24 protein-coding genes are annotated in these 24,480 nt (G+C 70.1%); 14 read left to right on the top strand and 10 right to left on the bottom strand.

Features of this window, described 5'->3' with window-relative positions:
* The first annotated feature begins 24 nt into the window (after positions 1-24).
* The 3 genes from ATJ97_RS01110 to ATJ97_RS01105 all read left to right on the top strand — a co-directional run bounded on the left by ATJ97_RS01110 (position 25) and on the right by ATJ97_RS01105 (position 1,524).
* On the top strand, positions 25-420 hold the full coding sequence (locus ATJ97_RS01110) for a hypothetical protein (RefSeq protein ID WP_098482168.1): 396 nt from the start codon (positions 25-27) through the stop codon (positions 418-420).
* A 4-nt stretch (positions 421-424) separates the two neighbouring features.
* A complete protein-coding gene (locus tag ATJ97_RS19615; RefSeq protein WP_170037019.1) occupies positions 425-577 on the top strand; it encodes a hypothetical protein in 153 nt (50 codons plus the stop codon).
* Positions 578-921: 344 nt separating this feature from the next.
* A complete protein-coding gene (locus ATJ97_RS01105) occupies positions 922-1,524 on the top strand; it encodes a hypothetical protein (RefSeq protein ID WP_098482167.1) in 603 nt (200 codons plus the stop codon).
* An 81-nt stretch (positions 1,525-1,605) separates the two neighbouring features.
* Here the strand turns inward: ATJ97_RS01105 and ATJ97_RS01100 are convergent, their stop codons facing one another.
* From ATJ97_RS01100 to ATJ97_RS01050, 8 genes are read right to left on the bottom strand one after another with little or no spacing between them, the layout of a single operon-like run.
* On the bottom strand, positions 1,606-2,037 hold the full coding sequence (locus tag ATJ97_RS01100) for a DUF4913 domain-containing protein (protein ID WP_245861955.1): 432 nt from the start codon (positions 2,035-2,037) through the stop codon (positions 1,606-1,608).
* Between the two features lie 20 nt (positions 2,038-2,057).
* Positions 2,058-3,848, bottom strand: coding sequence for a type IV secretory system conjugative DNA transfer family protein (locus ATJ97_RS01095; RefSeq protein ID WP_098482166.1), 1,791 nt, complete (start codon positions 3,846-3,848; stop codon positions 2,058-2,060).
* Entirely contained in the window at positions 3,845-5,314 is a 1,470-nt protein-coding gene (locus tag ATJ97_RS01090) for an ATP/GTP-binding protein (RefSeq protein WP_211287010.1), read from the bottom strand. The genes ATJ97_RS01095 and ATJ97_RS01090 overlap by 4 nt, the downstream gene beginning before the upstream one ends.
* 44 nt (positions 5,315-5,358) lie before the next feature.
* Positions 5,359-6,879, bottom strand: coding sequence for an SCO6880 family protein (locus ATJ97_RS01085; RefSeq protein WP_211287004.1), 1,521 nt, complete (start codon positions 6,877-6,879; stop codon positions 5,359-5,361).
* The gene (locus ATJ97_RS19345) at positions 6,857-8,497 is read right to left on the bottom strand and encodes a TrbL/VirB6 family protein (protein ID WP_143426837.1); all 1,641 of its coding nucleotides are present in this window, start codon (positions 8,495-8,497) and stop codon (positions 6,857-6,859) included. The genes ATJ97_RS01085 and ATJ97_RS19345 overlap by 23 nt, the downstream gene beginning before the upstream one ends.
* Positions 8,498-8,501: 4 nt before the next feature.
* Positions 8,502-9,248, bottom strand: a complete 747-nt coding sequence (locus tag ATJ97_RS01060) for a DUF8175 domain-containg protein (protein ID WP_098482161.1) — start codon at positions 9,246-9,248, stop codon at positions 8,502-8,504.
* A gap of 27 nt (positions 9,249-9,275) precedes the next feature.
* Positions 9,276-9,560: a hypothetical protein gene (locus ATJ97_RS01055; RefSeq protein WP_098482160.1), complete on the bottom strand. Its 285-nt coding sequence runs from the start codon at positions 9,558-9,560 to the stop codon at positions 9,276-9,278.
* 12 nt (positions 9,561-9,572) lie between these two features.
* The gene (locus tag ATJ97_RS01050; protein ID WP_211287011.1) at positions 9,573-10,070 is read right to left on the bottom strand and encodes a DUF6668 family protein; all 498 of its coding nucleotides are present in this window, start codon (positions 10,068-10,070) and stop codon (positions 9,573-9,575) included.
* 271 nt (positions 10,071-10,341) lie between these two features.
* Between ATJ97_RS01050 and ATJ97_RS01045 the strand changes: the two genes are divergently transcribed.
* The 6 genes from ATJ97_RS01045 (at position 10,342) to ATJ97_RS01020 (ending at position 16,157) form a co-directional block, all read left to right on the top strand.
* Positions 10,342-10,575 (top strand): helix-turn-helix domain-containing protein, encoded by a 234-nt coding sequence (locus ATJ97_RS01045; protein WP_170037016.1) that lies wholly within the window; start codon positions 10,342-10,344, stop codon positions 10,573-10,575.
* A 26-nt stretch (positions 10,576-10,601) separates the two neighbouring features.
* On the top strand, positions 10,602-11,183 hold the full coding sequence (locus tag ATJ97_RS01040; protein ID WP_143426836.1) for a hypothetical protein: 582 nt from the start codon (positions 10,602-10,604) through the stop codon (positions 11,181-11,183).
* The gene (locus ATJ97_RS01035) at positions 11,180-12,268 is read left to right on the top strand and encodes a M23 family metallopeptidase (protein WP_098482156.1); all 1,089 of its coding nucleotides are present in this window, start codon (positions 11,180-11,182) and stop codon (positions 12,266-12,268) included. The genes ATJ97_RS01040 and ATJ97_RS01035 overlap by 4 nt, the downstream gene beginning before the upstream one ends.
* Before the next feature lie 12 nt (positions 12,269-12,280).
* Positions 12,281-13,705: a MinD/ParA family ATP-binding protein gene (locus tag ATJ97_RS01030; protein WP_098482155.1), complete on the top strand. Its 1,425-nt coding sequence runs from the start codon at positions 12,281-12,283 to the stop codon at positions 13,703-13,705.
* A gap of 89 nt (positions 13,706-13,794) precedes the next feature.
* Complete coding sequence (locus ATJ97_RS01025) at positions 13,795-14,031, top strand: hypothetical protein (protein WP_098482154.1); 237 nt, start codon at positions 13,795-13,797, stop codon at positions 14,029-14,031.
* A gap of 248 nt (positions 14,032-14,279) precedes the next feature.
* A complete protein-coding gene (locus ATJ97_RS01020) occupies positions 14,280-16,157 on the top strand; it encodes a hypothetical protein (RefSeq protein WP_143426835.1) in 1,878 nt (625 codons plus the stop codon).
* A 52-nt stretch (positions 16,158-16,209) separates the two neighbouring features.
* Here ATJ97_RS01020 and ATJ97_RS01015 read toward each other — a convergent pair whose 3' ends face one another.
* Positions 16,210-16,923: a haloacid dehalogenase-like hydrolase gene (locus ATJ97_RS01015; protein ID WP_143426834.1), complete on the bottom strand. Its 714-nt coding sequence runs from the start codon at positions 16,921-16,923 to the stop codon at positions 16,210-16,212.
* A gap of 224 nt (positions 16,924-17,147) precedes the next feature.
* Here ATJ97_RS01015 and ATJ97_RS01010 point away from each other — a divergent pair, with 224 nt between their 5' ends.
* The 5 genes from ATJ97_RS01010 (at position 17,148) to ATJ97_RS00990 (ending at position 23,604) form a co-directional block, all read left to right on the top strand.
* Positions 17,148-17,912 (top strand): DeoR/GlpR family DNA-binding transcription regulator, encoded by a 765-nt coding sequence (locus tag ATJ97_RS01010; protein ID WP_098482151.1) that lies wholly within the window; start codon positions 17,148-17,150, stop codon positions 17,910-17,912.
* Between the two features lie 67 nt (positions 17,913-17,979).
* A complete protein-coding gene (locus ATJ97_RS01005) occupies positions 17,980-19,407 on the top strand; it encodes an FGGY family carbohydrate kinase (RefSeq protein ID WP_098482150.1) in 1,428 nt (475 codons plus the stop codon).
* Positions 19,404-20,789, top strand: coding sequence for an NAD(P)/FAD-dependent oxidoreductase (locus ATJ97_RS01000; RefSeq protein ID WP_098482149.1), 1,386 nt, complete (start codon positions 19,404-19,406; stop codon positions 20,787-20,789). The genes ATJ97_RS01005 and ATJ97_RS01000 overlap by 4 nt, the downstream gene beginning before the upstream one ends.
* Positions 20,786-22,027: an NAD(P)/FAD-dependent oxidoreductase gene (locus ATJ97_RS00995; protein WP_098482148.1), complete on the top strand. Its 1,242-nt coding sequence runs from the start codon at positions 20,786-20,788 to the stop codon at positions 22,025-22,027. Before ATJ97_RS01000 ends, ATJ97_RS00995 begins: the two co-directional genes overlap by 4 nt.
* Before the next feature lie 71 nt (positions 22,028-22,098).
* Positions 22,099-23,604, top strand: coding sequence for an amino acid permease (locus ATJ97_RS00990; protein ID WP_098482147.1), 1,506 nt, complete (start codon positions 22,099-22,101; stop codon positions 23,602-23,604).
* Between the two features lie 355 nt (positions 23,605-23,959).
* Here ATJ97_RS00990 and ATJ97_RS00985 read toward each other — a convergent pair whose 3' ends face one another.
* Positions 23,960-24,193, bottom strand: a complete 234-nt coding sequence (locus ATJ97_RS00985; RefSeq protein WP_098482146.1) for a glutaredoxin family protein — start codon at positions 24,191-24,193, stop codon at positions 23,960-23,962.
* Positions 24,194-24,480 lie beyond the last annotated feature (287 nt).

Raw genomic sequence — 24,480 nt, 5'->3', positions numbered from 1 at the left:
AAGCTCACCCTTCCTGGCCTCGCGATGCTGCTGATCATCGCCAAGGAGACGAACCCGAAGTCCCCCGAGATGAGGATGCGGCTGTCGGATGCGCGCGACTGGTACGGCATCTCGCCGAAGACAGCTCAGAACGGCCTCAATAACCTGCGCGACCTCGGCCTCGTCCACGAGAGGAAGCAGCGGGTGAAGGCGCCACTGTCACCGACCGGGAGCACCACGCACTTCTGGTACTCGCTCACCGGCAGCTACGGCACCGAGGCCCGGAGTGCCCTTCAGAGCCGGGCGAACAAGGCGAGGAAACGCAGGGACGCCGCGGCTACGCATGGTCCCAAGAGCAAGCAGCTCGCCAAACCGATGAAGGGCAACAGGGGTGGCAAGAAGAAGAGGGCCAATGCTGGTGCGAGGGCGGAAGGGAGGTGAAGGCGTGTGGATCGAATTCGGGCGTGACGGCTGGAAAGTAGTGCGGGCCGCCATCCAGGGTGGATGGGGCCCGACACTGAGGCTGGTGTCGATCCTGCTCGCGGCTGGCACCGCGGGGATCGTGCTGCCAGCGGTCATGCTGATTTCTCAAATCTGACTCTACAGACAACCCTGCTGCACGAGGGCTACCAGAGCCGACTCCGAAACTCGTGGACATCTAGTGGTGAAAGCCGTCCACAGGCACGAAATGTGGTGTGTGCCAGGTGTGGGTGCGCGCAGTTAGAGTGAGACCACCACCGTCGGTAACACGACGGTGGTATTCACTGCCGGGCCAGATGCTCCAACATCCGGCCCGGCAGTAAACCGACAGCCGGTCGCCGGAGCGACGCGAGATGCCGAGAGTCCTTGGTCGGAACTTCTTAAGCATCTTCGCACAAGCTTCGGCCTCCGGTTAACCCCGAGCGGCGAGACGTTCGCCGCTCATGAACTGGAGGCTTTCCAATGGCAAGACCCCAGGTCCGCCTCAGCGGACTGATCACCTATCTCAACGCCCCGCCGCTCGGGCGTGCCCGTGCCGCCGAGAGCGCTCGGGGTGGTGACTACCGGTTCTACGCGGATTACTACGCCGCACTGCGGCAGGCCGTCCGCCGCGACCGGACCACGTCGCGCGACGGCGCCGCCGTCGTCGCCGCGGCGATGAACGCCACGGCCAAGAAGCGGCCGCGGTACACCGACCTCGCCGCGAAGTGGGGCAGCGTCTCTGCCCGCTGGGGGATGTTCGCCGCCGCTGCTCTCCCCCCGCGTGCTGTAGTGCGCATCGGCGGGCTGGACGTGTCGATCAGTCCTACCTTTGCTGAGGAGAGCCCCCTTGGGGAGACCGAGATCGTCATGGTCCGGTACGCCGAGGCGCCCCTCGAGGACATCGTCATCGACGCCGTCCTCCGTCTGATGGAACGGGCCTACCCGGGAACTGTTGCAGTGTTTGTCGACCTTTCTTGCAGCCACGTCGTGACGAGTCGCGAGCGGAAGCACCTTCACCGGTACGACAGCTGGCTGGAGTCTGAGGCGGCAGGTCTCGCACACCTGCTGGCTACGGCGGCGTAGGGGGCGACGAGGGACGTCCCGGATAGTCGGCCGAAGCCCGGGGCCAGGCTGCTGTGAGCGGGCCCCGGGCTTCGGGCTTCGTCAGTTGCGCATGTCGGGGAACATCCCGGCGGGCGGTGTCGTGTACGGCAAGGGGTCGCCGTCGCGGTTGCTGTCCTCGGACTTCCTGAAGGGGCCGTCCGCGGAGAGCAGGACGCCCATGTGATAGTCGGCGTGGTCGCGCAGCCAGACGCTCATGCCGGTGGCGGGGTCGAGGCGGAGGTGTTCCCAGGTTCGCCACAGGGCTTCGAGGCGGACGATGGCCTCGGGGTGGCGCCACCACTCCGCGGCCCATTTCGCGGTGGTGTTCGGGCCGACTCGCCGGCGGTAGAGCTGGCGCAGGTACTCGCGCACGAACTCGTCGACGGAGCCGTAGTACAGGGCCGGCTCCTCCGGCTCCACGGCCGCTTCATCGTCCGCCTGCTCGGTGCGGGCGTCGATGAGCTCCTCGGCCTCGTCCCAGCCGTTCAGCACGTCGGTCAACGCCGTTCTCCTTAATAGGCCGGGACCGGGTCCGGCGCATGGTCGACGATGGCGAGCTCGCGCTCGGCGTCGACGATCGTGCGGGTGGCCTGCGGGTCGTGGGCCTTGATGGAGGCGCGGACGGCGTCGGCGTGCGGGCCGCTCATCCAGGGCTGGGTGCGGATCAGCGTGGGGCGTGAGCCGGAGGCGAGGACGAGGGCGCGGCCCTTGGGCATGGCGGCGAGGTCGGCGACGTCGAGGATGCGTTCGCGGTGGAGCTGCTGGGAGACGGTTCGGTGCCCGCGCCCGTAGGAGACCGAGGACGCCTGGCGGTCGTAGTCGCCGACGATGCGGGAGAGGTCCTCGAGGAAGGCGGCTTCGGAGACGCCGCCGCCGTAGACCTTCACGTTCGCGGCGGACCAGAGCTTCTTCATGCCGGACTCGCCCCAGACCTCCACGCCCTGGGACCAGGACTGCAGGATCGTCATGATGACGATGCCGCGGGAGCCGTAGTGGCTGTAGAGGTTGGGCAGCTCGCGCCACCGGCACACGTTCGCGGCCTCGTCGAGCACGGCAAGCAGCGGCGTGGTGAGCCGCCCGCCCGGGGAGTGGACGGCGAGCTCCTCGGCGGCCTCGACGACGGCGACGGTCAGCGCGGTCACGAGGGGGCCGGCGGTGCCGCGGCCCTCCTTGGAGAGGCTGTAGAGGGTGCCTCCGCCGGCGACGAAAGCTGCGGGGTCGAAGTGGGGCCGGTGGTCGGTCTGGGATTGCGGGGTGACCCAGGCGGCGACCTGGCGGTTGGTCAGGCAGGAGGCCATCTGCTGGGCGGTGCCGTAGACGCCGCCGCGCTGCTTCTCCGGGGCGTTGATCACGCCGGCGACCTGGTCGGCCACGAGCTTGAAGTCGTGGGTGGCAAGGATGTCGACGGCGGTGTCGTCAGTGGGCCGGGTCAGCCAGGTGTAGACGTCGGTGATCGGCCGGCCGGCGAGGGCGGCCGCGAGGAGCAGGCCGGCGAGCAGGTCCTGGCCGGCGGGGTCGAAGTAGGCATCCGTCCGGGCGCCGGGGTCGCGGCTTCCGGCGGCGAAGTGCTCGGCCAGCCGGGCGGCCTTCACCTCGTCGGTGACGTAGGACAGCGGGTTCCACCACCAGGCCGGCTCCTCCAGGGCGATGGCCTGGGGGTCGAAGACCCACACCGGCCCGGTCCTGGCGCGGACGTCGCGGGTGGCGTCGACGACGTCACGTTTGTTCGAGGTGACCAGCACCGCACCGGGGGCATCGAGGATCGCCGGCACCGCCCGGGAGGTGGTCTTGCCGGTGCGCGGGCCCCAGATGTCGATGTGCATGTCCTCCCACGACCCGTAAAGCGGCTGCCGTGAACTCACGGTGACGCCGATGGGAACACCCGGGGAGTCCTTGACGCCGAGGCGCTCGGCGGTCGCGGCCGCGTGCTTGCGAGTCAGGGCCTCGACGTCCTTGCCTCCGCCCAGGTAGGCCGCGGTCCGGTCCACGCGGGTGCGCCTGCCGGTGATCCTGCGGGCCAGCAGTACGACCCCGACGAGCAGTAGAGCCACGGCGAGGGCCAGGGCGACGAGCACGCCGGTGCCGGCGGCCGGCCAGGCGACGTCCCCGGAGAGCAGGCCGAAGAACAGCCCGAACGGATCGGTCGGGATGGTGGCGCCGGTGCCGTCGATGCGGTGGCCCAGGTGCACGGCGGCGTAGGCGCCGCCGACGACCAGGACCACGACGGCGATGCCGACCCAGATCAGGACGGCCTCGCTGGACAGGCCGCCCGGGTCACGTCGCCGGTTGTTCGGGGTGCTCACGCCACACCACTCCCCTGCGTTGCCATCGCACCGATGCGCGAGACGGTGTGCCAGAGCTTGTTGGTGTCGTGGATGCCCATCTCGACCTCGGTGAGCTGGACGTCGATCGGGATGCCGGGGCGGCCGCCGACCTTGACGAGAAACTTGCCTCGGCCCGGGGGCTCGGCCTCCTGACCGGCAGCCGGGTCCCAGGCCGGTGGGTCCTGCCAGCCGATGAGCAGGTCCTGCTCGGCCCGGGAGAACGGCACCGCGGCCGTCAGCTGGGGCATCTCGGCACCGGGCAGGCCGCCGCAGATGACCATGCCCGACCGTTCGACGAAGCCGCGGGCCTTCATCCGGTCCTCCTCGTGCGCGAGGGCGAGCAGGTCGGACATGGTGTGGGAGATCATCGCGACCCCGACCCCGCGCTGACGGTTCAGGCGGGTCAGGGCGTCGACGCGGTCGACCATCCCGCGCCCGGCGCGCAGCGCGCGCCAGAGCTCGTCGAGGACGACGAAGTAGTGCCGGCGCGGCTCCAGGCCGGCGTCGGCCAGGGCATTCGCCACGTTCACGGTGCCGAACCCGGCCGACCAGCACGCCAGCAGTGTCGCGGCCTGCAGGTCCATGTCGGTGTCGTCGATCGAGGAGACGTCGTAGACCACCGGACGGTCCCGGCGCATCGGGTTCGTCGTCGGGCGGGCGAAGGTCTCCCCCAGGCGGCCGCCGTCGACCAGGCCGACCAGGGAGGCCTCGAGGTTCTCGGTGATGGCCTGGTACCGGGCCTGGTCGCCCCGGTCCAGCGCCGCGGCGCGGACCTCCTGCGGGCCTTCCTGGATCACGCGCAGCAGATCCCCCAGGACAGGGATGCCGTTGTGGCGGGCGTCGAGGACTTTCAGCGCCCGGTCCAGGATCGTCTCCTCCCGGTCCGTCGGCGGGGCGCCGCGCATGATCGTCACCAGAGCGGAGACCATGGTGTGCCGGCGCCCGTGGGCGTCGGCGAGGACCTGGGCGGCCTCCTTCTCGTATCCCGCTGCGCGCAGCCGCTCCGCGGCCTCGAGTGCCTCGCCCGGGTCGAGGACGTTGACGTAGCCGCGGCCGCGGCCCAGGGTGATGACCTGCCCGCCGAGGGCCTCGATGAGGTCGACGTAGTCGGGCTTGAGGTCACCGAGGACCAGGGGCATCACCCCGTAGCCGGCCAGCCCGGTGGCCATGCGGCGCACCAGGGTGGACTTGCCCAGGCCCGGCTTGCCGAGCACGAAGGCGGAGGGGTTGGAGATCAGCTTGGCCCGCTGGAACCAGGAGATCGGGTCGCAGCACAGCGTCGCCCCGGTGTGAATGTGCCGCCCGAGCGGCACCCCCACCATCGGGGTGCCGGCCCCGACGGCGAACGGCCACAGCCCGCACACCTGCACCGAGGTGCCGCGCCACTCATCCGCCGCCTGGACGTAGAACGACTCCCCCCGGCCGCGGCCGAGCCAGCCGCGCATGCCCGGACGCAGCACCCGCGGCCTGGCCGTGTTCTTGGTGCGCTTCACAGTTTGTCCCTCATCTCGGCCGGCACCCGCAGGTGCCGGGGCAGGACCAGGCCCAGCGGCAGGGCGCCGGCGAAGGCGGAGTCCTGCGACCCGCGCAGCAGGCGCAGCCGCAACCGTGCCGTGGCGGACAGGCCGTCGATCGCCGCCCGGGCGTCGGCCTCCTTGCCTGGGTCCAGCACCGTGGCGGTCACCAGCATCCCGAAGTTGAGCAGGCCCGCCCCAGCCGCCTCCTCACTCGCGGTGGCCGCGGCCGCGCGGGTGGCGAGGATGTCCCGGGCCGCCGGCTTCGCGCTAGAGGTCGCGCGGAACTCCGCCGCCCGCAGGTCGGCCTCGACGATCGCCGCCGCGCGGGCGGCGTCGACCGGCCGGTAGAGCAGGGTGACCCGCTTGCGGGCCACGTCCCGATGCGGGGCCAGGAGCTTGGCCAGGACCCCGGACTGCACGGTCCCGCGCGGGGCGGTGGACATGCCCCAGGTCACCGACAGCGCCGAGTCGTGCAGGTACCCGTCGTAGGTCGCCTCCGCGAACGTCGGCCCGACGTCGTACCAGGACAGCTCCGGCGTCTCCCCGGCCGCGTGGGCCTCGTCGATCAGCGCCGCCGCGGCCGGGTCGTAGGCGATGCGGATTGTCTCGCACAGCTCCTGCGCCGACAGCGGGTGCGACGCCCCCGCCCCGGTCGCCGAGAGGGTCTGCGTCAGCCCGGGCAGCCGGGCCGCGAGGTCGTGCCCCATCTCCTCCGGGGTGCGCTTCTTCCCGCCCGCCCGGGGGGCGGCCGTGAACGTCAGCGCGACGTACGCCTTCACCGTCGAGGAGCCGGCCGGGTACCGCTCGACCGCCTGGGTCAGCATCGCCCGCGCGAACTCCGGGGCGCCGGGGTCCATGTGCGTCATGACCTCCCGGCGCAGCCGGGTGCCGCTGTCCGGGGCCGTCTCGATGGTCACCGACGCGGCTTCCAGGCTCGGCTCGTCACCGAGGTTCGCCAGCCAGTGCCCCCAGTCGGCCACCCATGTGTCGATCTGCTCCGGGTCGACCAGCGCCGAGCCGTCCGGCTCGGTGCCCAGCACCACGGAGTAGTGGCCGGTCGCCGGGGTGTAGAGCATTGCGAACCGGCGCCCGTAGGAGTCGGAATGCTCGGACAGGCGCGTCGCAGCGACCAGGCCCGGCAGCTGGAAGGTGCCCCACAGGGCCCGGCCGGTCGGCCCGGAGGAGTACAGGTGCGCGCCGCGAGACCGCGCCGCCCACCAACCCGTCCTCGCGCCGATGCGCGATAGCAGGTTCCGGCCGTGCCGGTCCTTCGCCAGCAGAAGCAGCAGGACCAGGCCCAGGATCGTGCCCAGGGCCACCGCCTGCCACAGGCCGGCGACCATGACCGTGATGACGACCATCACCAGCCCGGCGATCAGCACACCCGTGCCGATGGAGCCGAGCCCCATCAGTCCCGGCGACGTCGGCCGCCGCCAGTTGCCGTAGGTGCGCCGCGCCGTGCGCGCTTCCTCAATTACTGCCACTCGGACCATCCCCCGTTACCTGGTCTGCGGTGTTCTTGGCGGCCGAGCTCGCGGCCTGTCCTGCCTGCAGGCCGGCCGCCACAGCGGCGCCAGCCGGTCCTGCTGCGGCCCCCGCACCCGTCGCGGTCGCGCCCCCCGCGGCCGTCGAGCCGCCCGCTGCGGCACCGGTGGTGGCCCCGCCGCCCGCCGAGGCGGCCTGTGTGCCTCCGGCCGCCGGCGCACCCGTAGGTGCGGGAGCGATGCCCTTGCTCCCACCCTGACCGGCGCCCGAGGGGCCCGAGGTAGCCGTGCCCGTCGAGGTGTTTGTGTTGTGGCTCGAGCTCTGCGGCGCCGCGTTCGACGCCGCCGCAGCACCACCGCCGCCCGCGCCGGTCGCCAGGCGGCCAACGGCCGCGGCACCGGTCGGGATAGCGGCCATCGTCCCCGCCGCGACGGCCGCGCCTCCCCCACCCGCGGCGAGGGAACTGACCATCGGCGTCACGAACCGCATCAGCGCCGGCATGGCGAACAGCGCCAGCACCATCAGCATCAGCCCCGTGACCACGGCCAGGATGCCGGAGCCGTCATCGGCGAAGACGTCGGTCCCCGTGAGCTGGAACGCAGCCGCATAGACGACCGCCGCGGCCGGCTTATAGAGGATGAAAGCGACCAACCAGCCGATGCACTTCCTGAACCAACTACGGCCCATCTCCGTGTTCGTCGCCGCGGCCGCCAACGGCAGGATGCCGGCCAGGATGACCAGCATCCCGCTGCGCGCGACCATCAGGACGATCTGCACCACCGACGCGAAGATCGCGATCAGGCCGAAGATGATCACCAGGACCGAGCCGAGGGACGGCTGACCCGGCACGCCGGCAGTGGTGCCAAGACCGAGCAGTGCACCGACGTTCTCCTCGAAGCACGCCCCGTTCGCCGCGGTCACGTCGCAGGCGAGCGAGTTGTTGATGACCCAGACCGAGAAGCGGTCAGCCGCGGTCACGAGCAGCGCCACCACCGTCACGCCGGCACCCCCCACGACCGCCAGGGTCAGCAGGCTGCGCAGCAGGTCCTTGCCGGGCTCCGCACGGCTCTCCCAGAACATCCGAGCCCCGCCCACGACGACGGACAGGGCCGCCGCGATGAGCATGTACGGCCAGAGCGAGGACTGAAGAAACTCGACCGTTCCCGAGACACCCACCGGGCCGTTCGGCAAAAGCGCCGAGACGATCGAACCGGCACCACCGACGAGAGCGACACCGCCGAGGATCAGACCGACCTTCCCCAGGCTCGCGATCCCCTCGCCCGTCCTGATCCGGGTCGCGATCAGCGCACCGAGAATCATCAGCGCAATGATCGCCACCGCCAACGAGACCCAGGTGACGTAACCCAGCACCGTGGTCAACTCCCTGACCCCAGGAGCAGACGCGCCGTCCAAGGCGGACGCGCCACCGGTATTCACCAGATTCGGCGTCCCGACGTTCACCCACAACGTGCCCAGCGACGCGATGACCGACGCGAACGCCTCCATCACCTGGTCCGCGAGGTTGTCCGTCGCGTCACCGATGACGGAACCGGCGGCGCCGCCGATAGCGTCGCCCACCTTGCATCCGAAGTCGATACGGCCGCAGCTCTCCTCACCGGTGGCCACCTCCCTACGCTCCCGCCCAGAGGAGGTAGCCGGCCAAATCAGGGAGGACGACGACGTCTGTGGGTAGTTGCCCGTCCGGGGCTAGTTGCACCTTCCAGTCCCCGTCCTCCCACACCAGGTCGAAGACTTGACCGGCAATTGCGCCGTTGGAGCCGCGCATGGCGATATCGACAGTCGCAGACTCGCCGGAGTAGTCCAGGAGCCTGAATCCCGCTATCTGCACGCGTACTCCGCCACCGGCGTTGCCTGTCGGGGTCTCGGACAGCGCAACGTCTCGCCCAACCCCCTCGGCAAACAGATGCTCGGCGACCTTGGGTGAGAGACCGGGGTCAGAGCCCATTGCCGCCACATTGGCGGCAGCCAGCAGTGCGCCAGTTGGCGTCTGTGCGAAGCAGTAGCGGAAGCCGTCTTCTTCCACTTCCCCGGGACCGTGGTCCTCCACCGAGGGTGCTGCGGTGGTTCCGACGAGTTCCCATTCCGTGTCGGGTGCGGCGGTGAGTGTGCCGTCGAGCTCGACGGGTTCGAGGCCACAGACGCTTTCGCCGCCCTGTGCCGATGGTGATTCGGTGGGGGCGGCGGTGGCTGTGGGGTCGGAGCTTGTGGGTGCGGTGGTCGGGTCGGGATCGTCAGGCTCTGCCACGGCCCGGTAGCTGAGGACGGCCGCCAGGACCACAACGAGTGCCACGACGATCGCCGCTGCGACGAAGCCGGGCCGGGTGTACGGGTTCTGCTCGCTGTCATCGCTCGCCATGAAGGAATCCCCCCTGTCTGTGCTGTGTCAGGCGCTCATCAGGAAGCCGACGAGAGCGCCCGCCGCGCTGATGACGATCACGCCGCCCAGGGCCATGCCGATCTTCCCGGCGTGCTCGCCGCCCTCGCCGCGGCGTGACTGGATCGCCATGAGAGCGCCGGCGACCATCAGGCCAACAATGCAGATGGCGAGGGCGAGCCACTTGACCCAGCCCATGATCGAGGTGATGCCCTCGGTGCCCGGGGGCTGGATCGGGTCAGGGTTGGGCAGCGCGACCGCGGCCTCCGCGAGCAGCATGGTCATGGTTCCCATCAGGGTTTCCTCTCAGTTGGTGGTGCCCTCGGCACCGGCTTGAAGGAGGGCGCGCAGGTCCTCGACCAGCTTTCGCACCTCGCGCGGGGCGGTCTCCAGCGAGACGTCCTCTCCCAGGCGCCAGGACTCGACCCACGGCAGGTGCCACACGCGGGGCACACCGCCACCGACGACCTTGATGAGGTCACGAATCGGGCGCGGGAGCCGGCCGGGAGCGTCGGCGATGACGACCAGGCCCAAGACGGTGACGTGCGGGACGATCCCCGAGGCCCACTGCGTCGCGGCGATCTGCGCCGCACGCAGGCCGCGCATGCTGGAGCGTGCGACGAGGACCGTGCGGGCCGCTGCTTGGTTGTTCACCACCAGCGGCCAGGCGTGGTCCGCCGGACGCCACTGCGGAACCAACTGCGCCAGGGTCCACTCCCCCGCCCCACCGTGGACACCGAGCCACCACAGCGGCGCTGCTGCAGCGTGCTCGAGGCTGGGGAGCTGGTCGACCTGATCGGGCACCGGGATCCCCGGCTGTGGAGCCCTGGCACCCGTCGACGGCGGCGCCAGGAGCGCCGGCCGCGGTGGGGCGTCCGGGGCCTGGTCGGACTGCGGCAACCAAGGATTGGAAGCCATCGATCCCCCCTCGACGACTCTTTGGGATGATCTGCCTCATGCCATCCCAGCGCAGTGACAATATAGGGCCGTGGAGGTCCGATGTTCAATCCGTACGCGCCAGTGCAAATCATATCGTTTTGTGGAACGATGTGACCGCAGACATGAGGCAGGAAGGGTGAGCCGGTTGGACGACCTCTTCGACCCGCTGCCGACGCACCTGAGCGTCGACCAGCTGGCGAAGGTGCTCGGCGTCAACCGCGGAACCGCTTACAACTGGCTCAAGGCTGGCCACATCCCCGCCTACAGGGTCGGCCAGTCATGGGTCATCGTGCGGGACGAGGTCAAGGACCACCTGGCCGCTCACCGGAACCAGCCGCTCAAGCCTGAGGAACCGCGTCAGGACACCTGACAGGTTCGGTCACCGGGGGGGATGGCATGGCGGTACGAGTGGTCAGCGTGCTCGCGCTCGGCGCGGTGCTCGCAGCCTCCCTCGCCGGCTGCACAGGCGAGCCGGCACCCACGTCACCGGAGGCGACCACGGCCCCCACCGCGACGGTTACGCCCGCCCTCACCGCGCCGCCGGCTCCCCCGCCCGTCTCCGACGGTGGGACCCCGATGGAGTCCGACCTCGGCGAGGACACCAGCGCCGCCGCACCGGTCTGGGACGACGCATCGCGCAAGGAAGCGCAGAAACTCGCCCAGGACGTCATGACCGCCTACGCACGGCCCGACATCCCGCAGGAGAAGTGGTGGGCCGAGTTCAGCGCCCACCTCAGCGCGCAGGCCGCCTACGACTACCAGTGGGTCGACCCCACCTCGATCCCCGCCAGGGCAGTCACCGGCCCGGCCACCATCACCGCCAAACCCAGCGTCTACCTCGCCGAGCTGACCGTGCCGACCGACGCCGGCACCTACGGCGTCCTGCTCTCGCGCACCGACGGCCCGAGCCCGTGGCAGGTCGAGCGCATCACCCCGCCGGAGTCCCTCGAACAACCGGCCGACGGGGAGTCCGCGTGAAGCTCCCCGCTCTCGTCGGCGGCGGCGCCGCCCTCACGCTCGGCGGCGTCGTGGGCTTCCTGCTGCTCCTGGCGCCGGCCGAGGAGGCGTCGGCGTGCACGCCCGGGTCGGGCATCACCGTCGCGAACGCGGACTACGCCGGCGCGTCCGTGGCCGGCTACAGCGGAGAGGAGCTGGGCAACGCGGCCGCCATCATCAACGCCGGCGCGGCACTCGGCCTGTCGGTGCGTGACCAGACCATCGGCGTCATGACCGCGATGGGCGAGTCCGGCCTCCGGGTGCTCGACCACGGCGACCAGGTCGGCCCCGACTCCCGTGGCCTGTTCCAGCAGCGCGACAACGGCGCCTGGGGCACCTACGCCGAACGGATGGACCCCACCCGCTCGGCCACGATGTTCTTCCAGTCCCTCGCACAGCTCGAGGACCGCGAGACCCTGCCGCCGACCATCGTCGCCCACCGGGTCCAGCGCAACGCCGACCCCTACCACTACGAGCGGTACTGGGACGGTGCCGTGGCGATCGTCCAGGCCCTCGCCGCCGCCGGCGCCCAGGGCGAGCCCACGGCCGCCCCGCCCGACGGTGGCGCGGCCACCGTCGCCCGGCCGGCCGACATGACCTGCCTGGCCGGGGCCGTCTCTCCCGCGGCCGTGAGCATGGACGGCTGGACCGCTCCCCTGGTCGGCTTCCTCGACCACAGCTCGGAGTACGGCATGCGGACCAACCCCGTCACGGCCGTCCACCAGCTGCACTCCGGCACCGACCTCGCCGCGCGGGACGGCCACCCGATCTACGCCGTCGCCGACGGCATCGTGACCATCGCCGGCCCGTCCAGCGGCGGCAACACCGGCTACATGGTCGCGATCGACCACGGCGGCGGCATCCAGTCCCGCTACGTCCACTCCTGGGCCAGCGGCATCCACGTACGCGTCGGTGACCAGGTCGCCGCCGGCCAGCACATCGCCGACGTCGGCTCGTCCGGCAACTCCACCGGCCCGCACCTGCACTTCGAGATCCGTATCAACGGTGAACCGACCGATCCCGTGGCCTTCATGGCGGCCCACGGCATCGACATCACCACGCCGTAACGAGGGGGAACCTTGACCACCACACCCGTACCCGACTGGCCGCACGTGACCGCCATCGCCCGACCCGACGGCGGCGAGGTCACCATCAACGGCACCTCCCACCCCGTGACCGGCGATTCCGTCGCCACCGTGCGCCAGGCGATCCTCGCCAAGGTCGCCGAGACCGCACAGTCGGTCAACCGGCCGGTCAAGGTCAACGCCACCGACCCCGACGGCACCTGGCCGCTGATCGTCCACCCGGACGGACACGTCGAGGCCATCGAGCAGCCCGAGCCTGAGGCACGCCGCACGCGCCGGGCACGGGCCGAGGACACGGCCTCGCCTTCAAGGAGAGAGGTGCAACGACTCAACGGAGACGACCACCAGGTCGCCGCCCCGGCGGCCGTGATCACCGCCGAGCCCGAGACTGTCTCGCCGCCGGCGCCCGCGGCCACCCTGGCCGCGGCGGGCACGGCAGCCTGGGTCCAGGAAGCACCCGAGCCGCAGGCGACCGGATCCTCCCCCGCGCCGATGACCCGGCGCGAGGCACTCAGCCGGTCCTTCCTGACCGAGAACCGCGACGAGGCCCCGCCCGAGGCGGGCTGGCGCGGCCTGCTCGCCCGCGTCGGGATCAAGATCCAGCCCTCCCCCGCCGAGCTAGCCGAGCGCGCCGACCAGCGCTCTGTCTCCCAGCACTGGCGCGGGCCGCGCACCATCGCGATCGTCAACGGCAAGGGCGGAGCGAACAAGACGCCCACGACCATCCTGCTCAGCGCGCTCCTGGCCCGCTACGGCGGCTCCGGCGTCCTGGCGTGGGACAACAACCCCACGCGCGGCACCCTGGGGTGGCGCACCGAGCAGGGCCCGCACGAGAACACCGTCCTCGACCTCCTCCCCCGCACCGACGCCCTCCTTGCACCGGATGCCCGTGCGGCCGAGCTCGCGCACTACGTCCACCACCAGACCCGCGACAAGTACGACGTGCTGCGCTCCCACCCCGAGGTCCTCGCCACCGACCAGCGCATCACCGCCGCTAACTTCGACGCCCTGCACACCGTCGCTGCGAAGTACTTCCGGCTGATCATCATCGACTCCGGCAACGACGAGTCCGCCGAGTCCTGGCTGCGCATGATCGACCACACCGACCAGCTCGTCGTCGCCACCACCACCCGCGAGGAGCACGCCGAGTCCGGACGCCTCCTCCTCGACGAACTCTCCCGCCGCGACGCCCACTCCGCCGCCCTGGCCGAGAACGCCGTCGTGATCGTCTCCCACGCCTCGACCAACGAGGCCGGCCCCAAGGCCATCACCGAAGGCTTCTCCCGAATCGCTCGCGAGGCCGTGGCGATCCCCTACGACCCCAAGCTCTCCGGCCGGCCCCTGCACTACGACGCCCTCGACAAGCGCACCAAGCGCGCCTGGCTGCGCGCCGCGGCCGCCGTGGCAGGTGGGCTGTGACGTCCAGAAACCGCCGGGGGCGGCGCGTGGCCCACGACACGCCGATCCGCCTCCGCATTTCGGGTAACTGTTACCGGCAAGGTGGGGGCATGGCGAAGACGTACCTCGGTGGGCGCCCCAGCAAGGGCCCACGTAAGCAGCTTCCGGCACGCCTACCGCTGGACATGGCAACGGAGATCGAGGACCGCGCATCGGCCCTGGAGATCTCCGTGACCGAGTACCTCGTCCGGGTGCTCGGGGACCACCTGTCCAGCACGCCCCGCCCCGACAACGGGCAGGGCGCACTGCTTCCCTACAACTTGGAGGGTCTTAGCAAGACCGCATAAGCCCACAAATGTGAGTGGGCCGGCCCCGAAGGGCCGGCCCCTGAGTCCAAGTCCTTCACCCTCTTGCTTGGCGGCGGGCGGTGAAGGGCCAGACCAAACACACCCTCAGGTGTGTCCTACGTTCGGAGCCCACCATACCTGCATCTGCTCCCCGACGCCCCGCACCCGCACGCCAAAGTTTCATGGGCGTGTCGCGTGCCGACGCGTGGTCCCTCACGGCCGCGATGAGTCCGCGCGGCCGTGTGCGTGTGGCCACCGTCGATGCCTACGGCGTGACGCTGAACCTCTACACCGGGCACACGCCGATCACCGCAGCCGTCCCGGAGCAGCCCTGGGCCGTCTACTTGGCCGACCAGAGCGGGCGGTTCCGCCTGATCGCGTTCGACCTCGACGCCAAGGACGACCCGGCCGCGGCCGCGCGCGACGCGGAGACGCTCGTTGGCCTGCTCGAGGCCTCCCGCCTCCCCCACGTGGTGTGCGAGTCCGGCCCGGGAGGTGGCCGGCACGTCTGGCTGGCTCTGAGCGAGGAAGTAGCCGCCGAGACGGTAGCGAGCATGGGCCGCTTGGCGAAGACGCTGTGCCCGACCCTCGACCTCGCTCCCCTGTCGAACCCGAACACCGGGTGCGTCCGCCCTCCCGGCGCCCCCCACCGCCACGGCGGCGCCTCCACCGTCCTCGCCGGGTCGCTGGAGACCCTGGCGCGACCCACCGTCACGGCCGCGCAGCTGACCGCCTTCGTCGCCGCACTCGCCCGCCTGGTCGACCACCATGAGCCCGTCGGCGAGATCGAGCTCCACCAGCCGGTCCCCGTCGACGCTCACGGCCACCTCTACCTCCCCGGCCCCAAGCGAGCCCTTCCCGCCGCCTCAGCGGCCGCCCTGGCCGAGGACGCCGCCTCCGGCGACGCCTCAGCCGTTCTCTGGCGTGTCCTGATCGGCGCGGCCGCCGCCCGCTGGCACCACGAGGACGTCGCCGCCCTGGCCGCCTCCGCACCGGGCCTGGAGCACGTGCGCACCCGCCGGGACCGCTCCAGCCGCACCCCCCGCCCGGCCAGCGGGCCGGACAGCGGCGCCGCGGTGCTGCGCCGGCAGTGGCACAAGGCCGTGCGTTACGTCGCAGCCACCGCCCGCAACACCGGCGACGACCCCACCTTCGACGCCCGCGCCGGCGCCATCGCCGCCCACGTGCACGAGGTCCAGGCCCGCGCTGACACCTCCCCCGGCCGTTGGGCCACCCGCAGCGGCCCCACCGACCGCCGGGTCCTGGACGTGCTCTGCATGCTCGCCGTCCAGGCCCTGACCGCGGAGGTCGAGGCCGACATCCGCCGCCTCGCCCTCCTGGCCGGTATCGGGCGCGAGACGGCGCGCACCGCGCTCCTACGCCTGGCGGAGGAGGGCTGGATCAACCAGACCCGCCCGGCCGACGGACCCCACGCCGCGCACTGGACGGTCGACCCCAGGAACGAAATCCACAGGAACGTAGGCACAAGTCGGTCACAAGCGGACCCGCGCCCCGAAGGGGCCGGGGCCGCCCACCGCTCCACGCTGCTCGCCGAGCTCGCCGCGCGCACCCAGGCCAGTGCACATGACGCCTTCACTCCAGCCGGGGGTCTTGGCCACCACGCAGGAAACATCTACGCCCGGACCACAGACGAAGCACTCACCCTTGCTCAGCTCGCCGCAGCAACCGGAGCCACACCTTCCCGCACTAGCTACACGCTCGAGCGACTCGCCACCTTCCGACTCGTCACTCGGACCGTCGACGGCTGGATCCGCAGCGACCGCGACCGACGCGACACAGCCGCACGCCACCTCGGCACCCACGGCCGGCTCCGCGACCGAGCGGCCCGCTACCGCATCGAGCGGGAGCTGTGGGCGTGGTGGCAGGCCGAACAAGAGTGGATGCGCGCACCACGCCGCACCTCCCCCGGCCGGCGCCCCGGCCCGGGCCAGCTCGCGCTCCTGCCCGCCGACGGCACCAACATCTACGGTGCACACCCCCGACGACCCGATGGACGTGCTGACTACGCAGCAGCCCGCCGTGAACTACTCACCGGAGTCCAGCAGCGGTCTGTCCTGGATGATGAAGTTCACGCGAGGCCACCAGCGAGGCGGACTGCCGCGTAGCGCGGCACCAGGGATTCCAGGTTCAAGCGACTCGGCTTGAACCGCGGTTTCGTCACCATTCCAACTCGCGGGGACGTGTGCCCAGATACTCCTTCGCTCTTGCGCGAGTTTGCGGGCTGGCGTTGACGAGGACGGGGACTGCTGCATGTGCCAGCAGCGGTAGATCAGCAGCAGAGTCGGTGTAGACCTGCGCGAACGGAGGCAGGTACCCCGCAACCTTTAGAGCTGCCACCTTGTTTGCTCCCCGGGCATGCTCGCTGAATCCCGCGGCGGGGACAGCGATGCGTGATCCGACTACGGCGACGTGGTTGAGGCCGACCCCGTCCAGGTAGGCGCGGGCGAGCGTGATCTCCGACGCTGTAGCTACGACGACTGTGGCCCCCGCTTTCAGGTGCGAATCGATCGCGTGCAACGCAGCGGCAACGGCGCCTTCGGCGTGTGCGAGCCGACGACCGAAGGCGGCGGCTGCGTCCTGGTACTGATCCAGGGACATGTGCCCGACCGCCGCCCGGACGAACCTGCCCAGCACGGCACCTCGTGCATGGGGGCGCACCAGGGAGCCCACGCCCGCAGGAAAGATCCGTAGCAAGGGCGGGGTCAACCTCGCCGGATTGGCGCGGAGCAAGTTCAGGATGAACCGGAAGAAGGTGTCGCCCCGGTAGATGACGCCGTCCAGGTCGAAGACGACGACCTCTCCTAGGGCGCCGACGGGCGACTCCTCTCCCATTACTGGCCCTCCCAGGGTCCGTATGAATACGGCGATCACGCTAGCCGACGCCCTGCCGGACTCGGCTCGGTGTTGTGCTACGGCCCGGGGTTAGGCGACGCACTGTCGCGCAGGTGCTCTGCTCCCTGTACCCGGGACGTAGGTCCACGAAAAGTGGGATTGACATGCGCTAGCGCAGAGCCCACACTAGCGGGCATCTTCGGTCAGTATCAGGCAGGCTCGGGCAAACGCGGGCAGTCCTGCGGGCTCTATAGGAGAACTGGATGCTTGCTGCGTCACGGCGGTCTCGAATCCTGGAGATAGTGCGTGACCAGGAATCGGTCCAGACCGAGGAGCTCGTGGACGTTCTCGGGGTCTCGGTGGAGACGGTCCGGCGGGACCTGGAGCACTTAGAGCGGGCTGGTTCCTTGCTCAGGGTGCGCGGTGGGGCACTGAAGACTCCGGCGACGCCAGGAACGGAACCTCCGTTCGATGCTCGCGTGACGCTCGCCAGCAAGGAGAAGGAGCAGGTCGCCAAGGCAGCGGCCCGTTTGATGGAGTCGACCCGCACCGTGTTCATCGACATCGGCACTACCGCCGCTGCAGTGGCCAGGTCTATCGGTCCGGAGTTCACAGGAACGGTGGTGACGCCGTCGGTACGGATCGCTGAGATGCTCGCTGGAATCAGTGGGGCGACGGTTCTGCTGCCGGGAGGCCAGCTCCGCCCGGGAGATCTCGCCATCTCCGGCCCGACGGCCCGGCAGTTTCTCGCTGACATCTATCCCGATGTTGCCTTCATCGGCACCGGCGGTGTCGATGTCGACGCCGGGTTGACCGACTTCGAACTGGTCGAAGTGGAGATCAAGCGGGTGATGATCGCCAACAGCCGGCGCTCCTACGCCCTTGCCGACTCCTCCAAACTCGGGTCCCGGGCGCCGTACCGCGTGTGCGACCTGACTGAGCTCGATGGCGTGATCTCCGACCGACAGGTCTCTCAACGCCTCCGGAATGCCTTCTCTGACCGTGACATCAACCTCGTGATCGCCTGACGGTCCGCAACCGCCGCATCACCCACGCGCCCACCCACGGCGCACCGTGCAAAGGAGCAAACACACCATGGCGATCCTTGCGATCGATCAGGGCACCTCTGGAACCAAGGCCATCGTCGTCGACGACAGCGGCATCCTGGCCGTGGCTGAGCGTGAGATACGGCCGCGGTACTCGGCCGGTGGAGCCGTGGAGCAGGACCCGCAAGAACTGCTCCTCTCGGTTCTCGACAGCGCTCACGAAGCTGTCGATCGTGCTGGAGTGACGCTCGAGGCGGTCGCTCTGGCGAACCAGGGCGAGACGGTGCTGGCGTGGGACCCCGAGACCGGAGATCCGCTCACGACGGCTATCTCCTGGCAGGACCGGCGCGCCGAGAGCGTTTGTGCCGAGCTCGCCGAGCACGCCGACGAGATCCACCGGAAAACCGCCCTCAAGCTCGACCCGTACTTCACGGCGCCGAAAATGACGTGGCTGCGCCGGAATCTCACCCGCGAGGGCGTCGTGACGACGACCGACACCTGGCTGGTGCACCAGCTGACCGGTGAGTTCGTTACCGACACCTCCACCGCCAGTCGCTCCCTCCTGCTCGATATCGACCGCGTGGCCTGGGACGAAAGCCTCCTCGAGATCTTCGAGCTCACCGGTGAACGCCTGCCCAGACTGGTCTCCAGCGACGAGATCGTCGGTATGACGACCGAGTTCGGCAGCCCGGTACCCGTGGCCGGACTGATCGTCGACCAGCAGGCGGCACTCCTCGCTGAGGAGTGCCTCGAGCGTGGCACGGCCAAGTGCACGTATGGCACTGGTGCGTTCCTGCTGGTCAACATGGGCGATGTCGCCCCACGGCTTGACAATGGACTGACGACCTCGGTGGCCTGGACCCTGCGTGGACAGACCACCTACTGCGCCGACGGCCAGGTCTACACGGCCGCCTCCGCGGTCAGGTGGCTCTGCGATCTCGGCATCATCTCCTCCGCCGCAGACCTCGACACAATCGCCGCCGAATCCTCTGACGGGGTGCTTTGCGCACCGTCGTTCGCCGGGCTGGCGGCTCCGTGGTGGCGCCCCGATGCGGGGGCCTTCCTCACCGGCATGACCCTCTCGACCGGGCGCCCCGAGATCGTCCGGGCCGTCCTCGAGGGCATCAGCGCTCAGGTCGCTGAGCTGGCAGCCCTGGCCACGGAGGAACTTGGCCAACCGCTCCTCCGACTCCGGGTCGACGGTGGACTGACCCGCAGCCGGACGCTCATGCAGAGCCAGGCCGACCTCCTGCAGGCCCCCATCGACATCTTCAGCTCCGGCCACGCCACCGCCCTCGGCGCCGCAGCCGCCGCACGACTCGCTCTGGACCCAGACCTCGACGTCGCCGACGCCCCCCTCCCGTGGACACCAGCCCACACGTACCGCCCCAGGATGAGCGCCGCCGAAGCGGAGAAGTTCCGCAAGCAGTGGCGCACAGCCGTGGAGGCCAATCTCGTCGCAAAGGAAGACCGATGACATACGACATCACCATCGTCGGGGCTGGCGTGGTCGGCACCGCCATCGCGCGGGCTCTAAGCAGGTACGACCTCAACGTGGCCCTGCTCGACGCCGCGAACGACGTGGGCCAGGGCACCAGCAAGGCCAACACCGCGATCCTGCACACCGGCTTCGACGCCAAACCCGGCACCCTGGAGTCCCGACTGGTCCGCCGCGGCTACCAGCTCCTGGCCGACTACGCGGCCCGGACCGGCATCCCGCTCGAGCGCACCGGCGCGGTCCTGGTCGCCTGGACCGAGGAGGAGCTCGCCAACCTCCCTGCCCTGCAGGACAAGGCCGTCGCAAACGGGTACGAGAACTGCCAGCGGCTCACCGCCGAGGAGGTCTACGCCGCCGTGCCGGACCTCGGACCCGGCGCGCTCGGCGGGCTGTCCGTGCCGGACGAATCGATCATCTGCCCCTGGACGCCCTCGATCGCCTACGCCACCGAAGCGGTCGACAACGGCGCCACGCTCCTGCTAGAGCACGAGGTCCGAGCCGTCGACGTGCACCCGGGCGGCACCACGACCCTGCACACCACCCAGGGCCCGGTCACCACCCGGTGGCTGATCAACGCCGCCGGCCTCGGCGCCGACGTCCTGGACCGCGCCCTGGGGCACGACCGCTTCACCGTCACCCCCCGCCGCGGCGAGCTGCTGGTGTTCGACAAGCTCGCCCGGCCCCTGGTGAACAAGATCGTGCTCCCGGTGCCGAGCAAGCTCGGTAAGGGCGTGCTCGTCAGCCCCACCGTCTACGGCAACGTCATGCTCGGCCCCACCGCCGAGGACCTCGACGACAAGACCGCGACCGGCACCTCCGAAGGGGGGTTCGAGTTCCTCCGCACCAAGGGCGAGAAGCTCATGCCCGTCCTCTTCGAGGAAGAGGTCACCACCGCCTACGCCGGACTGCGGGCCGCCATCGACCACGGTGACTACCTCATCGACACAGATCCGGACCAGCGCTACCTCCTCGTCGGTGGCATCCGCTCCACCGGCCTGACCTCCTCCATGGCCATCGCCGAGCACGTCGAGTCCCTCCTGCAGGACGCCGGCCTCACCATGACGGCGAAGGTCGAGGTCGCGGACCCGCCCTTGATGCCGAACATCGGTGAGCATGCGCCGCGACCCTACGAGCGCGGTGACCTCATCGCCCAGGACCCGGCCTTCGGCGAGATCGTCTGCTTCTGCGAGCGGGTCACCGCCGGCGAGATTCGCGACGCCCTCACCGCGACCGTGCCGGCCGTCGACCGCGCCGGCGTCAGCAAGCGCACCCGCGCCACCAACGGCCGCTGCCAGGGCTTCTACTGCGGAGCCAACGTCGACGCCTGCATCACCAAGCACCTCCAGGGGGCACCGCGATGACCACCATCACCACCGACGTCGCCATCATCGGCGGCGGCCCCGCCGGCCTGACCGCCGCCGCCACCCTGGCCGCCCGCACCTCCGTCCGCGTCCTCGTCCTCGAACGCGAGCACGAGGCCGGCGGCATCCCGCGCCATTCCGACCACCTCGGCTACGGCGTCCGCGACAAGCACACCTTCACCACCGGCCCGCGCTACGCCCGCCGTCTCGTCGACGAAGCCACCGACGCAGGGGCACAGCTCCTCACCAAGACCATGGTCACCTCCTGGGGCGAGCAGAACGGCCTGAACATCACGAGCCCCCGCGGCCGGGACCGCGTCGAGGCCAAGGCCGTCATCCTGGCCACCGGCGCCCGGGAACGCCCGCGCCCGGCGCGGATGATCCCCGGAGGCCGCCCTGCCGGCGTGCTCACCACCGGCGAGCTGCAGAACAAGGTCCACCTCTACCACCAAGAGGTCGGCACCCGCGCCGTCGTGATCGGCGCCGAGCTCGTCTCCTGGTCCGCCGTCATGACCCTCAAGGAGGCCGGCTGCCGCACCGAGCTCCTGGTCACCCAGCACGCCCGACCCGAGTCCTACGCCGCCTTCAATCTCGGCGGCCGGGCCATGTTCCGCACCAGCGTCGCCACCCGCAGTCGCGTCACCCAGGTCCTGGGTTGCACGCGCGTCACCGGTGTCGAGATCGAGGACCTCACCACCGGCCGGCGCCGCGTCGTCGAGTGCGACACCGTCGTCTTCACCGGCGACTGGATCCCCGACCACGAACTCGCCCGCACCGCCGGTATCACCCTCGACCGCGGCACCCGCGGCCCTCTCGTCGACTCCATCGGCCGCACGAACCGGCCCGGCATCTTCGCCGCGGGCAACCTCGTCCACCCCGTCGACACCGCCGACATCGCCGCCCTCGGCGGCGCCCACGTCGCCCGTGCCGTCGAGAAGCACCTCAACGGCGCCACCTTCCCCAGCGGCGGAGCTGTGCCGATCCTCGCCAGGGCGCCGTTCAAGTGGGTTACGCCCGGCCTCTATGAGCCGGGCCTGCCGGCTCCGGCCCGCGGCCGGCTTGAGACCTGGGTCACCGATCACGTCCGAGCGCCGCGAGTGACCGTCCGGCAAGGAGGACGAACTATCGCCCGTCGCTCTCTTCCCTGGCCCGCTTCCCCTGGGCGGGTCTTCCGGATCCCATGGGACCTGCTCAAGGACGTCGATCCCAGCGGCGGGCCCGTCGAACTCACCCTCTGACCAGCCCGCCACTGGCGGCACCACCCCCCCCGCTAGCGCGTCACGCGCTCGCGCCAAACAAGGAGATTGCAATGACGCATGCGCACGACCCGGTGAGGTCCCTGGCATCCCCCACACAAGCCGAGCACCAGCCGAAGATGGCCAAGGACCTCAGTGCCTTCACCCTCTTCGCCGTTGCTTTCGGCTTCGTCTCGATCGCCACTGGGATCTTCACCGCCTACGGCTCCGTGCTGAACTCGTCGGGCCCGCTCGGCATCTGGACGTGGCCGATCGTCGTCGTCGGGCAGCTCGCGGTTGCCCTCGTCTTCGGCGCTCTGGCCGCGCGTGTTCCCGTCACCGGGTACGCGTACCAATGGGTCTCCCGGCTGGCCAACCCCGTCATCGGCTGGATCATGGGCTGGATCTCCTTCATGTTCCTAGGCGTGGTCGTGGTCGCTGTTGACTACACGATCGCCTCGACCATCCTCCCCGTGCTGCTCGGCTATGCGGGCACCACGGCAAACGCCTGGGCGATCACGGCCGTCGTGATCCTCCTTCAGGCGGCGTTGGTCGCAATCTCCACGCACGCCACCCAGAAGGTCAACAACACCGCTGTCACCCTCCAGCTGATCGGCATGATCGGCCTGACCGTGCTGCTTTTTGCAGTCGGCCTCATCACCGGCCAGTTCGACTGGTCCACCCTCTTCAGCACCGGTTCGGTCCCGACGGAGGGCTACTTCGCCCTCGGCTCACTCTCAGACATCAGCCCGTGGGCGATGGGATTCCTTCTCGGCGCCTTCACGATTGTCGGGTTCGAGTCCGCCGCGAACCTGGCAGAGGAGACCAAGGACCCCGCCAACGTCGTCCCCAGGGCAATGTGGCGGGCTGTGCTGTCCCTCGGCGTCCTAGGCTTCCTGTTCCTCGTTGCAGTCACCGGACTGAGCGGCGACCCGGCAGCACTCGCCAACTCCCCCACTCCCGTCGCTGATGTCATCACGACCGTGCTCGGCTCGTTCGTGGGCAAGGCGTTGCTGGTCCTGGTCGTGATCTCCATCTTCTCCTGCGGCCTGGTCATCACTCTGAGCGGCTCACGCCTCATCTGGGCCATGTCTCGTGACGAGCGCTTCCCCGGATGGCGGTCGTTCCGCAAGATCTCACCATCGCGCGGTACGCCGATGAACGCCACGGTGTTCATGTTCCTGGTCGGCCAGGCCGTCCTTGGCGTCTTCTCCGCCTTCTCCACCGACGCCCTCTTCGCCCTGTTCTCCGCGGCGACCCTGCTGCCGGCAGTGATCTATGCAGGCACAGTCGCGCTGTACATCGTCAAGCGCAAGCAGCTGCCGCCTACCCGAGGCTTCACTCTCGGGCGCTGGGAAGTGCCGGTGCTTGCCGTGGCCGTCGTGTGGCTGATCTGGGAACTGCTCATTTTCCGTGACGAGTCGTTCCGCGCGTCTTGGGTCTACGTCTTCGTGATGCTCGGGATCGGCGCGGTGTATTTCGTGTGGTTGCTCTCCCGCAAGGGCATCCGGGGCCTGACGATGCCGGACCTCGCGTCTATCGACGCCGAGCTTGACGCAGAACCGCCCCACCACGCCTGAGGCCCCCCTGGGCTGCGCGCCGTAGGAGCACCTCGCCGGGGTGTCCGCGGGAGAGCGGCCTAAGAGCGCGAGTACGTGCTTCGCCGGGTAAGGCGGACAGCCCCTGCTTCACGGAGCAGGGGCTGTCCGGCTTGGGGCGTGCCAACTGCGAAGTCGACTTGAAGATGCGGGGTTGGGGCACTGTCGGACTCACAGAACACGAGCCCAGCGCGGCTCTGGCCGGTGCCGTTGTTGGGTGCTCCGACTGATCGGGGCACACGTCGAGAAGCTGAGGTCGTGCGCGGCGCGTGCGTTAAGGCTGCTGTTTGCAGGCTCCATGCGCCACTGAACGTTCGTCGACACCTCGACGCCCCAATCAAGCTCTCGTGACGGCCCTGATCCGGTCCGGCCGGAACCCCGACCACCACTCCCGCCCTGTCGTGACCACCGGGGCGCCGGTGAACTCCAGCGCCAGCAGCAGTTCCCTCGCCGCCGCGTTCGCCTCCAGGTCCACCACCTCGTACTCCACGCCCGCCTGCCTAAGCGCCCGCTCCGTCAGCCTGCACGCCTGACACCCGCCCAGGCCGTACACGACTACCTGTGCTCCCATGACCCACTCCCCTGCAGAGACGTTTTTCTTGCCGTTCCTGGCAGCAGTTCGGTTTGAGCCGCGACGGGGCGCCAGAGGTCAAGGCGGGGGAACCCGGTGGGACAAGGGAAGAATCTGGGGCGGAACAAGCGACGAAGGAGCGCGTCACAGAATCTTCCGCAGGTCCACCGGCGCGAAGCGCCCGCCTTGACCGGCGGCGACCGCGGCTCACAATCGGACGCCAGGAACGGAAAGAAACAAAAGACACGGGCGACCGCGCAGCGGGCGCACCTTGCGGGGAGTAGTAG

This window comes from Georgenia soli (assembly GCF_002563695.1).
GTDB classification, from domain to species: domain Bacteria; phylum Actinomycetota; class Actinomycetes; order Actinomycetales; family Actinomycetaceae; genus Georgenia; species Georgenia soli.
The sequence above is the reverse complement of the archived record's forward strand: the minus strand, read 5'-3'. Positions and strand labels throughout refer to the sequence as shown.

What these genes read in the sequence shown, in the direction of transcription:
- ATJ97_RS01110 (WP_098482168.1), top strand. Translation starts at nt 25, where the DNA reads ATGCTGCTGATCATCGCCAAGGAGACGAACCCGAAGTCCCCCGAGATG.
- ATJ97_RS01105 (WP_098482167.1), top strand. Translation starts at nt 922, where the DNA reads ATGGCAAGACCCCAGGTCCGCCTCAGCGGACTGATCACCTATCTCAAC.
- ATJ97_RS01090 (WP_211287010.1), bottom strand. Translation starts at nt 5,314, where the DNA reads ATGCGCGGCTGGCTCGGCCGCGGCCGGGGGGAGTCGTTCTACGTCCAG.
- ATJ97_RS01085 (WP_211287004.1), bottom strand. Translation starts at nt 6,879, where the DNA reads ATGGTCCGAGTGGCAGTAATTGAGGAAGCGCGCACGGCGCGGCGCACC.
- ATJ97_RS01060 (WP_098482161.1), bottom strand. Translation starts at nt 9,248, where the DNA reads ATGGCGAGCGATGACAGCGAGCAGAACCCGTACACCCGGCCCGGCTTC.
- ATJ97_RS01055 (WP_098482160.1), bottom strand. Translation starts at nt 9,560, where the DNA reads ATGGGAACCATGACCATGCTGCTCGCGGAGGCCGCGGTCGCGCTGCCC.
- ATJ97_RS01040 (WP_143426836.1), top strand. Translation starts at nt 10,602, where the DNA reads ATGGCGGTACGAGTGGTCAGCGTGCTCGCGCTCGGCGCGGTGCTCGCA.
- ATJ97_RS01025 (WP_098482154.1), top strand. Translation starts at nt 13,795, where the DNA reads ATGGCGAAGACGTACCTCGGTGGGCGCCCCAGCAAGGGCCCACGTAAG.
- ATJ97_RS01010 (WP_098482151.1), top strand. Translation starts at nt 17,148, where the DNA reads ATGCTTGCTGCGTCACGGCGGTCTCGAATCCTGGAGATAGTGCGTGAC.
- ATJ97_RS01005 (WP_098482150.1), top strand. Translation starts at nt 17,980, where the DNA reads ATGGCGATCCTTGCGATCGATCAGGGCACCTCTGGAACCAAGGCCATC.
- ATJ97_RS01000 (WP_098482149.1), top strand. Translation starts at nt 19,404, where the DNA reads ATGACATACGACATCACCATCGTCGGGGCTGGCGTGGTCGGCACCGCC.
- ATJ97_RS00995 (WP_098482148.1), top strand. Translation starts at nt 20,786, where the DNA reads ATGACCACCATCACCACCGACGTCGCCATCATCGGCGGCGGCCCCGCC.
- ATJ97_RS00990 (WP_098482147.1), top strand. Translation starts at nt 22,099, where the DNA reads ATGACGCATGCGCACGACCCGGTGAGGTCCCTGGCATCCCCCACACAA.
- ATJ97_RS00985 (WP_098482146.1), bottom strand. Translation starts at nt 24,193, where the DNA reads ATGGGAGCACAGGTAGTCGTGTACGGCCTGGGCGGGTGTCAGGCGTGC.